The sequence below is a fragment of the Methanosarcina mazei S-6 genome (genome assembly GCF_000970205.1).
GTDB lineage: Archaea > Halobacteriota > Methanosarcinia > Methanosarcinales > Methanosarcinaceae > Methanosarcina > Methanosarcina mazei.
On record NZ_CP009512.1, the window covers coordinates 1333984 to 1346991 of the forward strand.

The following is a 13008-nucleotide window of genomic DNA, read 5'->3' on the forward strand; positions in this document are numbered from 1 at the left end:
CATTTAAAAGAGAAGTTTGTTCGGCTAGAAGGTTTACCCAATCAGATTATTTCATTATCATTATTATTGGTACATCTACCGGTAGTTCTTATTTTTTTACTGGTATGTCCTTATCGGTACATCCTGTTCAAGATTTAAACATTCAGATTCAGGACTTAAACGTTTATGGCTGGAATCTTCAGGACCTGAGTACTTCAGGACTGGAATACTACTCATCCACCTCACATACGGAGCAAAAAATGACGCTGATGGAAGATGCAAAAAAGGGGGTCATCACCCCTGAAATCGAAGCCGTGGCAAAAGCTGAAGGAATAGACGCCGAGATTGTCCGTTCCTGCGTTGCAAAAGGGCTGGTCGCCATTCCAAAGAATGCCAGGCGAGACACTCTCCCTGTCGGTATTGGAAAGTACATGAGCACAAAAATAAATGCCAATGTAGGGACCTCAAGGGACTGCATCGATATAGATGCTGAAATTGAAAAAGCAAAAGCTGCAGAAGCCTTCGGAGCCCATGCAGTGATGGACCTCTCAACAGGAGGAGACCTGGACGAGATCCGCACCCGCATCCTTAAAGCCGTAAACATCCCTGTAGGGACTGTCCCTATCTATCAGGCTGCAGCTTCCCGGAAAATTGTGGTGGAAATGAGCTCTGACGACATGTTCAATGCCGTCAGGAAACATGCCGAACAGGGAGTGGACTTTGTAACCGTACATGCCGGGGTCAACCTGAACTCCCTGGAGCGCCTTCGCCAGAGTGACCGGATTATGAATGTTGTCAGCCGCGGAGGCTCTTTTACCCTTGCCTGGATGCTGCACAACGGGGAAGACAACCCCTTTTATGCCGAATTTGACTATCTTCTTGAAATCGCAAAAGAATATGATATGACCCTGAGCCTTGGAGACGGCATGCGCCCCGGATGTATAGCAGACGCTTCCGACCGTCCCAAGTTCATGGAATTTATCACCCTCGGAGAGCTTGTAAAGCGCTCAAGGGAGGCAAATGTCCAGACTTTTGTTGAAGGACCCGGGCATGTCCCCTTAAACGAAATTGAACTCAGCGTCCGTGGCATGAAAGAACTCTGTGACGGAGCCCCCCTTTACCTTCTAGGCCCGCTTGTCACTGATATTGCTCCCGGTTTTGACCACATCACAGGCGCAATAGGAGGAGCAGTAGCAGGTATGCACGGAACTGACTTCCTCTGTATGGTAACTCCCTCAGAACACCTTGCTCTTCCATCTATCGAAGATATTAAAGAGGGACTGCTTGTAACAAAGCTTGCAGCTCACACCATAGACCTCATAAAAGAAGGGCCAAGAGAACGTGCATGGAAGCAGGATACAGCCATGGCCTATGCCCGAAGAGACCTTGACTGGGAAAAGCAGTTCGAGCTAGCAATCGACGGCGACCGCGCCCGTAAAATTCGGGACGCCAGAAAGACGGAAAGTGATGCCTGCTCCATGTGCGGGGAGCTCTGCGCAGTTAAAATCGTAAAGGAAGCTTTCGGGGAAAAGAAGGAAGAGGAGTAAAGACAGAAAAGAGTAAAGACCGAAAAAAGTAAAGGCAGAAGAAGCAATTTCTTTTATTTCCTTTTTCTTTCAATTATCTAATTTTTTCTTCTTTCCAGTCTCCTCTTCCCTTTTTTGGAAAAACCGTTTTCCTGCGTCGAGATGGATAGTCATTTTGGGTGCCCCATCAATTAGTCCTCTTGAGCGCAGCGAAAAGGACCTCGTGCTCCCGAAACGAAACTCGGGAAGGACACCGTCCTCCCGAGACGGGACTCGGGCGTTTGAGAGAGTACACCTCAACCATGTGGTGCGGGTGATATCTAAGCTTTGCCTCCCTGAGACCGCCAACCCCGAGATCGCTCTCCCGGTTGATATACTCCACTTCATCTGCTAGAGCAGCTGCTGTTTCTGCATTGATAGCCTTATATATCCCTTCGCAGTCCGGGAGCCCTTTCTCGAAATGGATCAGTGCCGTATCTGCGTTGAGCCGCTCAAAAATGGAAATGGCACCAACCTCCGAATCAACCCTTAGAAGAAAGCCTCTCAGGCGAAGTTCCATAAAATGTTCAACTGCATAGAAGGCTGCTTCTACCTCATGGGAAAGAACCGGATTTTTATCACACCCTTTCCAATCTCTCCATTTTTTCAGGAGTTCCATAACCTCTTCCAGGTTTTCAGGTGTAATTGGTTCGACCGTGCTCATGCAGTTTCTGCGGAACCTGTTAAGATGGCTGCGGATTTTCTGGTATTTCTTTCCGGGAAGTTCTGCAAGGTCGGAAGCTCTGTAGACATATTCAAAGTTATCTCTATCCGGCACCAGCTCAAGATCCGGCTCGAGTTCACGTATCCAGAGTGCAGTATCAGGATCTATGAATATAAGAGGTGTATTGTCGCTTACTTTCATTGCCAGCTGTATAAGCTCACGCATAAGTTCAGGGTCACGCGGGCCGATTGGAGGGTGAAACCGCGTAATCCCTCCGGTGGTGCCAGAAATTATTATATTTCCGTTCACGTATGCATACCGGTATTGTGTAAAATGATTCCAGCAGACCATGTTTGTAAACGTGTTACTGCTATGGGTTTGCGGGTAAAGTTCACTGTGCCGTTCGAAAAATTCCCTGTCGGCAAGAGTGACAGGCTTGAAATCTTCCTCACAGAGCATCAGGGGACCCCTGAATTTCGTAAATGGGATGCTCTGTAAGTACAGCGTACGGGGTCTGTTTTCATCTCTCCAATCATTTTCTTCACTGATTCCCTGGTAAATCTTTTATCAGAAGTCATGCCGGACAGTAATTATCATGGACTGAGCAGGTATATTTGACTTTTTAAAATCATATTAAAATATATCTTCAATTTAATAGGTTTGCGGATTTGATTTTTGAACTCAATTATCTTGAACTCAATTACTATGAAATTAATTATCTTGAAATCAATTATCTTGAAGCCAATTATTATGAAATTAATTATCTCGAAATAAATTGTTATGAAACAGACTATTATGAAACAGATTATTATGAAATTAATTGTATACATCCATAAATTTCTGTAAATTTTCCAGGGTTATACAAACTGATACGAAAAAAGGAATGAAGATGCCTGACACTGAGAAGAAACCCGCTTTGAACATCCGCGCTGCAAAAAAAGAAGATATCCCTCTTATCCTTGAGTTTATAAAAGGGATTGCCGAATTTGAAAAACTTACTCACCTTGTTACAGCCACGGAAGAAACCCTTGAGGAATCCATGTTCGGTGAAAAGCCTTATTCTGAGGTTTTCTTTGCCGAGCTTGACGGAGAGCCTGCTGGTTTTACGGTCTTTTTTCACAACTTCTCTACTTTCGTGGGAAAGCAGGGGCTCTATATCGAAGACATTTTTGTAAAGCCCGGGTTCAGGGGTAAAGGTATCGGAAAAGCAATGTTCCTGCACTGCATTAATCTCGCGAAAGAAAGGAACTGCGGGAGAATGGAATGGGCGGTGCTCGACTGGAATCCTGCAAGGGAATTCTACGAATACTTCGGAGCCGGGCCTGTTGACGGCTGGCACATCTACCGCATGAGTGCGGATAAGTTCGAAAGTGCGCTTGAAAAATAAGTTTTAGAATTTTTTCTCCAGCTTTCCTGTATTCAGGGCGGGTATTTTAAAATTCAGGTTGTATCTTCCTGCTGGATGAAAGAGTGGTGTTCAAGCCGTTCCACTCTTTTCTCAAGCCCTTCTATCTGCTCAAGAATTTCTTCTGATCCCTCTTTACCCTGAGCAGTTCCCATGCCTTTTTCTCCTGCTTCCTCTGTTAGTTCCTGAGCCAGCTGCATAAATTTATCCAGTCTCATTATCGGGAAAGTCTCGAATTTGCATAGCCCCATAAAAGGGAGGACTGAAGCTGCATAGGTCTTCTCATCATCAGCTTCGTAGATCACAAACGTCCGGTAGCCCGTAAGGTCAGTCCATTCATCGATCACTTTTATGCCCTTCGGGTACTCATAATTCGCATAGAATTCCGCGACTTTTAACGAGTCTTTCGGCTCCCAGGTTATTATGTCCATAAGCAACATTTCCCTTGCACTCCCTTTAGTGTGCAGTTTCTTTAATTTGCACTTTCTTTAATTTGCACTCACTTTAATAATAAATTAGAATTATATTCAATCAATCTGTACATGGTTTAAAAGTACACTCAGCAAAGTTAAGTATTGTTTCTCTTTTCTCTTCATACGGGCATATATTTTAAAGAAACAATGTTCAGAAAAATCCTGAAAATATAAGGCTAAAAATTTCTTAAACTTAAAAACCTGCCATTTTTTTATATTATTTCATTACCATGACTGTGTGTACCATGCCATCATATGACAAACCTTAAATACAATTTCTGCTTATTTTTTCTTGCTAAAAGAAATAATCTATCCCTAATGCGAACAGACCTGCAAGACCCGCAAAAAACGTTAATATGCGGGTCAAACTAACAAACCGAACTGGTTTTTACGACTTCTAAAACACTTCTCAAAAATACTTCTCAATTTTTCCACTTCTCTCTTCATCCTGTTGCATCTTCACCCTGTTGCAGTTTCTTAAATTGTGCTCCTACCGGGTTGTGTTTTGGGATCAAAGTAAATCGCAGGTTTTCTATGAGTTGAACTGTAAGTACAACAGCACGAAGTCTTTTTCACTCCCCGAATTGCGCCTCGGGAGTCCGCTGTCCTTCCCGAATTGCGCCTCGGGAGTCCGCTGTCCTTTTCACTCGCTCCGCTCGCTCAAGAGGACTAATTTAAAAATTATAATTAAGCCTGGAATCAGGTTTCAAACTTAGTATAATTAGTATAATTCTTCATCATTTTCAAGAGACTTCAAAACCTCAAGTTTTTCCCTTGCGTCTGCCATATCCGGGTAAATGCGCAGGATTTCATCAAAAGCCCTTATAGCTTCCCCGAACCTTTCCAGCTTTCCAAGGATGACCCCCCTGTAATTCATGGACTGGACGTCCTGCGGGTTTATCCTGAGCAGTTTTTCGAAGGCTTTCAGGGCTTCTTCGTATTCTCCGATTTTTGCAAGGGAGATGCCCAGGTATCTCAGGGACTGCTCATGCCAGGGGTTTATGGAGAGAGCTTCTTTAAATGCTCTGGCTGCGGTTTCGTAGAGCTTCTGTTTAAAGCAGACAACCCCTACATTATAAATCGCTTTTATATTTTCCGGGTCCCTTTTGAGCACTCCGTCAAAGGCACGCAGAGCTTCCCTGTACTGGTCCAGCATGCAGAAAATAACTCCTTTATAGTTCAGGACATCGAGGTTATCAGGGGAAATCTCAAGGATGCGGTCAAAGTATCCCAGGGATTCCTGGGCCCTGTTTAATTTAATGAGGGTTGTGGCTGCATTATACAGGGCTTCTTCGTTTTTCGGGTTGAAGAGGGCTGCTTTTTCAAAGGCTTTCAGGGCTTCTTTGAGGTTGTCCAGTTCCAGGAGGCAGAGGCCCAGATAATTAAGGCTTTCAGGGTCTTCAGGAGATGTTTCAAGCAGCTGTTCAAAGGTTCTGGCAGCTTCTTCGTACTCTTCGAGGTTGAAAAGGACCAGAGCCATATTATAAAGTGCTTCTTCGTGTTCAGGCTCCCATTCAAGAACCATGTCAAGTGCCTGCAGGGCTCTTTCGTAATCCTGAAGCTCTATACTGGCAATTCCCAGCATATAACAGGCTTCGGTATAATCAGGGGAGTCAGGGGCAAAAAGGAGCACTTTTTCAAGGTCTTTTGCAGCATCTTCAAAGTTGAGGGTCTTGAAACTTGCCACTGCACGGTTGTAAAGGACGTCTGCATTTTCAGGGCTCTCTTCAAGGACTGAACTGAAGGCATCCCTGGCTTCTTCATACCTGCAAAGTGAAAGAAGGGCAAGCCCTTTCTGTTCCTGGGCAGCTCTCAGGTCAGGTTTGATTTCCAGAGCCCTGTTAAAAGCTTCCACTGCATCCTCATTCTGGTCAAGCCCCCTCATAACAAGGCCGCTTAAGTACCATATATCAGCAGCCATTGGATTTTTCTCAAGAACCTTTTCAAAGGTGTCGCAGGCATCTTCGTATTTCCCGGTTTTGAGCTGGGAAAGCCCTATTTTAGTCAAGGCGTCTTCCAGTTCAGGTTCGCCTATTTTCGACTCTTCCCCGTCCGGGACAGCCTGTTTAAGGGCTTTCAGGGCTTCTTCGTAATGTTCCTGTGAAAACAGCACCAGCCCTTTTCCATACCATGCCTTTTTAAAGTCCGGATAAATCTCAATCAGGTCTGAAAATATTTCAAAGGCTTCTTCCTGTCTCCCCAGCTCCAGAAGTGCTATCCCTCTGTCATAAAGGGTTTCTTTTGAAGCCGACCCTTCTCTTGCAAGCTTTTCGAGAGGCAGGAGAGCTTCTTCAGGTTTTCCCAGCTCTATAAGGGCGGATGCAAACTTTTCAAGCAGTTCCTGACAGATCCGGTTATTTTCTTCCGGGCTTTTCTCGGGCTCATTTCCTTCTGGCTCATTTCCTTTTTCTCCTATGGTTAAGTTTTCTGCGGAAAGCTCTAGAAGGAAATTTACTGCAGATACGGCTTCTTCCTGCCTGCCAAGTTCAAAAAGTGCAAGAGCTCTTTTTTGCAGGACATCCGGGTCCTGTGTCCCTTCTTCAGGGAGTCTGTCAAAGGCTTTTAAAGCTCCTGCATAGTCTCCTGTTTCGAAACAGGAAAGCCCTGTGTAATAAGGAATATCAGGCTTCTGGCACCCGAGCTCAAGGGCTTTTCCAAACCCTTCCAGAGCTTCGGTGAAGTTTCCAATCCTGAAAAAGGCAAGCCCTTTAAGGTATTGCATGTATGTCTTATTCGGGCAGTATTCAAGCGCTTCTTTAAAAGCTTCCGCTGCTTCTCCATACCTTCCCAGTTCAAAGAGAGCGTATCCTCTCTGTTCAAGGGCATAAGAACAGTCAGGCTTGAGCTTCAGGACAAGGTCAAAAATGTCCAGAGAATCCTGTATTTTACCGAGGGCTTTTAAGGCAACTCCTTTCCGGAAAAGGACAGTTTTTCTTTCAGGGGTCTGACTGAGAACCTTTTCAAAGATCTCCAGGGCTTCTTCGTAGTGTTCCTGTTTGAAACATGCAGTGCTCAGGTGTGCGAGGGCTTCAGCATTGTCCGGGTCTCTGAAAATAACTTCCTTAAAACCCACCTCAGCTTCTTTATATCTTCCAAGCCTGAGCAGGGAAAGACTCTTCATGTAGATAAGGTCCGTATAAGTAGTTTCCGTAATTTGTTCCCGATCAGGAGTCGTCTTAAAAGCCTTTTCGAAAGCTTTCAGAGCCTCCTCAAACTTTCCCAGTTCAAAATTGGAAATCCCCAGCTGATAGCATATGTCGTGTGTGTCACGTAATGCAGAATTGATTTCAAGGGCTTTTTTGAAAGCTTCGGAAGCTTCCTCATATCTTCCAAGTTTTGAACATGACAGCCCTGTAAAGTACCAGCCTTCAGCAAAGTTCGGGTCCTGATCAGTAATCCCTTTAAATGCTTCAACTGCTTTCTCGTAAGCTTCCTGCCGGATAAACACAAGCCCTTTCCAGTAAAGTACGGAATTGGGTTTTTGAGGGTCCCGGGTTTTTTCGTATATTCCTTCAGCTTTTTCATTTATTCCTTCAAAAAGTTCAAGAGCATTTTCATACTGTCCAAGCTCGAAATATTCAATTCCCAGCCTGAGTTTTGCCTCTTCAAGCCTTAGTTTCGTGTCTTTCCTTTCCGGGTCGCTTTCAAGCAGGGTTGAGAGGGCATCGACTGCTTCTTTATTCTTCTTCAGTTCAAAGAGGCAAATTGCCCTTTTTTCCAGGGCTGAAAGGTTTTCAGGGTCTTTTTCCAGTACAGCTTCAAAAGCTTCGAAAGCAGCTTCATACTGCCCTGTTTCGAAAAGGCACTTTGCCCTGTATTCAAAAGCTGTATAAAGTCCAGGGTTCAGGCGGGAAGCTGATTCAAATGCTTTTGCAGCTTCTTCCTGTCTTTGAAGGGTGTAAAGTATCATGCCCCTGTAGTACCAGGCGGTGTCAGAGTCGGGTTTTTTCTCAAGCACCCTCTCAAAGGTCTCAAGAGCAGATGCGCATTCTTTAAGTTTCATCTGGGCAAAGCCCTTCAGGACTCCGGCATCTTCGTAATCCGCATCTTTTGTAGCTACCGCATCGAAGGCTTTTACAGCTTCCTCAAAGTTTTCCAGCTTCAGGAGAGCAAGCCCTTTCCTGTACCAGGCTTCTCTTGATGCGGGTTTTTCAGTCAATATCCTTTCAAATGCCTGCAGGGCAGTTTCATAATTTCCAACCTCCATTGCAAGCTTTCCTCTCCTGCACTGGATTTCCAGGTCATAGGGGTTCTCTGAAGCAAGTTTTTCAAAGGTTTCCAGAGCTTTTTCATATTCTCCAAGTTCGGTTAACGCCACACCAAGGCTGTAGGACAGGTCAGGGTAATCGGGCCTGAGGGAAACGACTTTTTCAAGGTATTCAAGGGCAGTTTCTTTTCTTCCCAGTTTAAGAAGGGATATACCCCGGTTGTAGAGAGAATCTATATCTTCAGGGTTTATCTTAAGGACTTCGGCAAAGGCTTCTTCAGCTTTTTCACATTCTTCTGAGGCAAAAAGTAAAAGCCCTCTATTCTTCCAGGCATCTTCGAAATCAGGCCTGAGTTTTATTGCTTCTTCAAAGGCTTCAAGGGCTTCTCCTGTTTTTCCAAGTTTTCCGAGAACTATTCCTTTCCTGTTCCAGCCCGTCTCAAGGTAGGGGTTCAGCCGCAGTCCTTCCTTAAAAGCTTCAAGAGCTTCTTCATAACGCTCCAGGGAGTAAAGGGCAAAACCCATGTTCATCCAGCAGGTCTCATTATCAGGATTCAGGCGTGCAGCATTTTCAAAAGCATCAATTGCAGGTTCTAGTTTGCCTGTATCAAGGAGAATAAGTCCTTTTTGAAGCCAGAGGTTATAGTTTTCAGGCTCTTTTTCAAGACTTTTCTCAAGGGGTCCAAGGGCTTCTTCAAAACGTCCGAGCCCTGCAAGCACTGTACCCCTTAGTTTCTGGGCTTCGGTAAAATCAGGATCATATTCAAGCAGTTTTTCAAGGGCATTCAGGGCTTCTTCGTGCTTCCCTGTTCTGGCAAGCAGAAGCCCCTGCTGGAGCCATGCATCTTTATTTTCAGGGTCAAGTTCAGTAACACGGGCAAAGGATTGGACAGCTTCGGCATAGTTCTGCAGTTTCAGAAGAGCAAGTGCCCTGCTGTACCAGATATCCTTCACATCGGGATAGATTCTGAGCATGGAATCAAAAGCTTCAAGGGCTTCTTCGTAGACCTCGAGTTTCATAAGTGCAAAACATCTGCAGTTCCAGGCCTCAAAATAAGAGGGATCGATCTTAATGGCTTCTTCAAAAGCTTTTATGGCTTCATTGAGCCTGAGAAGCTGTACAAGGGCAAAACCTTTCCTGAACCAGGCTTCCCTGTTCTCGGGATCGAGTTTCAATACTTTCGAAAAGATTTTTTCTGCTTCTTCGTATCTTGAAAGCTCGCTTAAGAGGATACCTTTATGGTAAAGTGCAGCCTCATTTGCAGGATATTTCTTTAAGAAATCTTCGAGAGCTTCAAGAGCTAAATCTTTTTTCCCTATCTTTGCAAGCAAAAGGCATTTCTGTTCAAGGGCGTTTTCATTTCTCGGATTTTCCCTTGTAAGGGAATCAAAGCATTCCAGAGCACTGTCATATTTTTCAAGTTTTGCAAGGACAAGACCTTTTGCATAGCAGGCTTCGGAGTCCTTTGGGTTAATTTCAAGTGCACGTTCAAAATTCTCAAGGGCTTCTTCATACCTCTCTGCCTTTCCGGCTACTGTCCCCATTGCACACCAGGCGGCTGCATATTCAGGCATGAGTTCAAGAGCTTTTTCAAAACAAAGGATTGAAGCTTCAGTCCTGTCTATTTCGGCAAATGCAAGCCCTCTCATATACCAGATTTCAGGGTTGTCAGGGGAAGTTTCGAGGGCGCTTTCATAGGCTTCGAGGGATTCTCCAAATTTTAAGAGAGCTGCAAGACAGGTTCCTTTTCTATAGAGGGCATCGGAGTTTCCGGGTTCGAGCTGCAGGACTTCATTAAATGAATCGAGGGCCTCCTGGGGTTTTTTAATTTCAAGAAGAGCAAGACCTCTGTTAAATAGGGCTCCTGTATGTCCCGGGTTTTTATCCAGTATCTTATTGAACGTGTTTACAGCTTTTTCATATCTTTTATGTTTAACCAGGTCAAGGCCTCTTTGAAAGGCTTCATCGTAAACGATAATAATTCCTCCGATTCCCTTTTTTGCAATAAATCCTGCAGCTCATTTGAGTGTTATCTTATTATTATTATTATTATTATTATTATTATTATTATTTGCTACTTTCCTTTGAGTGTATTTCAAAAAAATTTATATCAATCAACTATTCCGCGAATTCATTTTGATAAACGTTATTAATGAATGTTATTTACATATGGTATCGATATATTTTTGATACTTACATATGGTATCGATATATTTTTGATACATTTTTACTGATATGCGTTTACTGATCCATATTAGGAATACGTGTTTAATTCCCGCTTTTTTGTGCAGGTGTTAATGGCATCTATAATTTGTTATCATGCCTTTGGATCTATAATTTGCTATCATATCTTCATCATTATAATTTTTATTTAGAACCTATTTTTCTAACATACTATATAAAGAATCTCCCATAAGTGTGTGTGGGAGAAAACTTTCAAAATTTAATTTTCTCATTGTTTACCACGCATTTGAGCAATCTCTTTGAAGACAGTTAAATTATTAAAAAATATGTATAAGATATTTCCATCTGAATTCTCTTATCACGGGCTCACAAGATTTTGCTCAAGGCTTTTTTGATGCTTTTGCAGCTGTCTTTGTTATAACAGACCAGATAAACAGTCTCAGGAATCTCGTTTTTCTGAAGAAACTCCTTCACCTGAGAAACTGCAATACCTGCTGCCCTTTCGGAAGGAAAGCCATAGGCTCCCGTACTTATGGCTGGAAAAGCAATTGTTTTTATTTTGTAATCCCTGGCAAGTTCAAGGCTTTTCCTGTAGCAGGAAGCCAGAAGCTCGTCCTCTCCTTTTTCTCCTCCCTGCCACACAGGGCCAACTGTATGTATAATATATTTTGCAGGCAGAAGGTACCCTGATGTAATTTTTGCTTCTCCTGTAGGGCAGCCGTTAAGAGTTTTACATTCCTCAAGTAATGCAGGACCTGCAGCTCTGTGGATTGCTCCGTCTACTCCTCCGCCTCCCAGGAGTGTATTATTTGCAGCATTAACAATGGCATCCACTCTCATTTTCACGATATCGCCTTCGAATATCCTTATTCTATCTATGTTTAGCTCCATACGGATTCCTTCTTCTACTCTGGTATTCTGATTTTTCACCTGGTTTATCAGGAGATTTATCCCGTATTTTAGAGTTTCTTCTGGTTTAGAGTCTTTTTCTGGTAGCGGACTTTCTGAAGCTTATTTTTCTGACTTATTTTTCTGACTTATTTTTCTGACTTATTTTATTTTCACTTTTTTAAAAATCGTAGTTTTAATTTGTATTTTTTAAAGTTCACATTTTTAATTCGTATTCTCCCAAACAATGATATAGCATAAAACCCAGATTATAGTAGTCAGTCCGAAAACGGGGATTTCGGTGACCTGCAGGCTTAATTGCCCGCTTAATAAGCTCTAACCGCTCTTATACGCCTCCTGGGGTTACCGAGGCAATCCTGTTATAAAAATGGCTTAAAAACCAGAACCTAAACGGTCAGTATAAATTACTAAATAAATCAACGGTTAAAAACTGGACCGGAAAATTTCTTAAATATATTTCTTGACCGTAGCTGGACAGAGGCAGAATAAATCTCGAATCATTTCAACGGGGAGATTACCATGGGTGATATGACACTTAAGGAGAGACTTTTAAACGCATTGGAAGGAAAGCAGGTTGACAAAGTGCCTGTTTGTTCCGTGACTCAGACCGGGATTGTAGAATTGATGGATCAGGTGGGAGCACCCTGGCCAGAAGCTCACTCAGAACCTGAACTGATGGCAAAGCTGGCGATTGCAAATTATGAGGTCAGCGGGCTCGAAGCTGTGAGGGTTCCATACTGCCTGACAGTGCTTGCAGAAGCAATGGGATGTGAGGTCAATATGGGGACAAAAAACAGGCAGCCTTCTGTCACAGCTCACCCTTACCCCAAAGATCTCGAAGGTATGGAAATGCCTGAGAACCTGATTGATAAGGGCAGGATCCAGGCTGTCCTGGGCTCTATTAAAATCATCAGAGAAAAGGTAGGACCTGATGTGCCTATTATCGGCGGTATGGAAGGTCCGGTTACCCTTGCCTCCGACCTCTCAAGTGTAAAGACTTTTATGAAATGGTCTCTGAAAAAACCCGATCTTTTTGAGCAGGTACTTGATTTTGCTACCGAAGCCACAATAGCCTACGCAAACTCTATGGCTCTTGCAGGAGCAGACGTTGTTGCCATTGCGGACCCTGTTGCATCTCCTGACCTGATGAGTCCTGACTCCTTTAAAAATATACTTCAATCAAGACTCCAGAGGTTTTCCTCAAATGTGAACTCGGTCACAGTCCTGCACGTCTGCGGCAATGTAAATCCTATCCTTGACTATATGGCAGACTGTGGTTTCGAAGGTCTGAGTGTTGAAGAAAAAATAGGGAGCGTAAAGAAAGCCAAAGAAATACTCGGGGACAGAACCAGGCTCGTAGGAAACATTTCAAGCCCGTTCACTTTGCTTCCGGGCCCGGTTGACAAAATAAAAACCGAAGCCAGGCAGGCTCTTGATGACGGAGTTGACGTGCTGGCACCGGGATGTGGAATTGCGCCCATGACCCCTGTTTCTCACATTAAAGCTATGGTAGAAGCCAGGGACGAGTATTACGCCTGATTAATTGATATATATCTCCACTTAATTTTTAATTTCATTTTTTAGTCGAATGTGTTTTTAAAAATTTTTCTTTTTGTATCTT

At 43.6% G+C, this 13008-nt stretch carries 7 protein-coding genes; 3 read left to right on the top strand and 4 right to left on the bottom strand.

Annotation, left to right across the window (positions count from 1 at the left end):
• Window positions 1–239 precede the first annotated feature (239 nt).
• On the top strand, window positions 240–1526 hold the full coding sequence (gene thiC / locus MSMAS_RS05915; protein WP_011032136.1) for a phosphomethylpyrimidine synthase: 1287 nt from the start codon (window positions 240–242) through the stop codon (window positions 1524–1526).
• A 166-nt stretch (window positions 1527–1692) separates the two neighbouring features.
• Here the strand turns inward: thiC and MSMAS_RS05920 are convergent, their stop codons facing one another.
• Window positions 1693–2667, bottom strand: coding sequence for a DUF2156 domain-containing protein (locus MSMAS_RS05920; protein WP_011032135.1), 975 nt, complete (start codon window positions 2665–2667; stop codon window positions 1693–1695).
• A gap of 430 nt (window positions 2668–3097) precedes the next feature.
• Between MSMAS_RS05920 and MSMAS_RS05930 the strand changes: the two genes are divergently transcribed.
• On the top strand, window positions 3098–3595 hold the full coding sequence (locus tag MSMAS_RS05930) for a GNAT family N-acetyltransferase (protein ID WP_015410917.1): 498 nt from the start codon (window positions 3098–3100) through the stop codon (window positions 3593–3595).
• 53 nt (window positions 3596–3648) lie between these two features.
• Here the strand turns inward: MSMAS_RS05930 and MSMAS_RS05935 are convergent, their stop codons facing one another.
• The 3 genes from MSMAS_RS05935 to MSMAS_RS05945 form a co-directional block, all read right to left on the bottom strand.
• Complete coding sequence (locus tag MSMAS_RS05935; RefSeq protein ID WP_011032133.1) at window positions 3649–4053, bottom strand: DUF3303 domain-containing protein; 405 nt, start codon at window positions 4051–4053, stop codon at window positions 3649–3651.
• 754 nt (window positions 4054–4807) lie between these two features.
• On the bottom strand, window positions 4808–10300 hold the full coding sequence (locus MSMAS_RS05940; RefSeq protein WP_329957001.1) for a tetratricopeptide repeat protein: 5493 nt from the start codon (window positions 10298–10300) through the stop codon (window positions 4808–4810).
• 544 nt (window positions 10301–10844) lie between these two features.
• Window positions 10845–11369 (bottom strand): O-acetyl-ADP-ribose deacetylase, encoded by a 525-nt coding sequence (locus MSMAS_RS05945; protein WP_015410916.1) that lies wholly within the window; start codon window positions 11367–11369, stop codon window positions 10845–10847.
• Between the two features lie 537 nt (window positions 11370–11906).
• Here MSMAS_RS05945 and mtaA point away from each other — a divergent pair.
• Window positions 11907–12926, top strand: coding sequence for a methylcobamide:CoM methyltransferase MtaA (mtaA, locus tag MSMAS_RS05950; protein WP_011032130.1), 1020 nt, complete (start codon window positions 11907–11909; stop codon window positions 12924–12926).
• Window positions 12927–13008: the final 82 nt, after the last annotated feature.

What these genes read in the sequence shown, in the direction of transcription:
- thiC (WP_011032136.1), top strand. Translation starts at nt 240, where the DNA reads ATGACGCTGATGGAAGATGCAAAAAAGGGGGTCATCACCCCTGAAATC.
- MSMAS_RS05920 (WP_011032135.1), bottom strand. Translation starts at nt 2,667, where the DNA reads ATGCTCTGTGAGGAAGATTTCAAGCCTGTCACTCTTGCCGACAGGGAA.
- MSMAS_RS05930 (WP_015410917.1), top strand. Translation starts at nt 3,098, where the DNA reads ATGCCTGACACTGAGAAGAAACCCGCTTTGAACATCCGCGCTGCAAAA.
- MSMAS_RS05935 (WP_011032133.1), bottom strand. Translation starts at nt 4,053, where the DNA reads ATGTTGCTTATGGACATAATAACCTGGGAGCCGAAAGACTCGTTAAAA.
- MSMAS_RS05945 (WP_015410916.1), bottom strand. Translation starts at nt 11,369, where the DNA reads ATGGAGCTAAACATAGATAGAATAAGGATATTCGAAGGCGATATCGTG.
- mtaA (WP_011032130.1), top strand. Translation starts at nt 11,907, where the DNA reads ATGGGTGATATGACACTTAAGGAGAGACTTTTAAACGCATTGGAAGGA.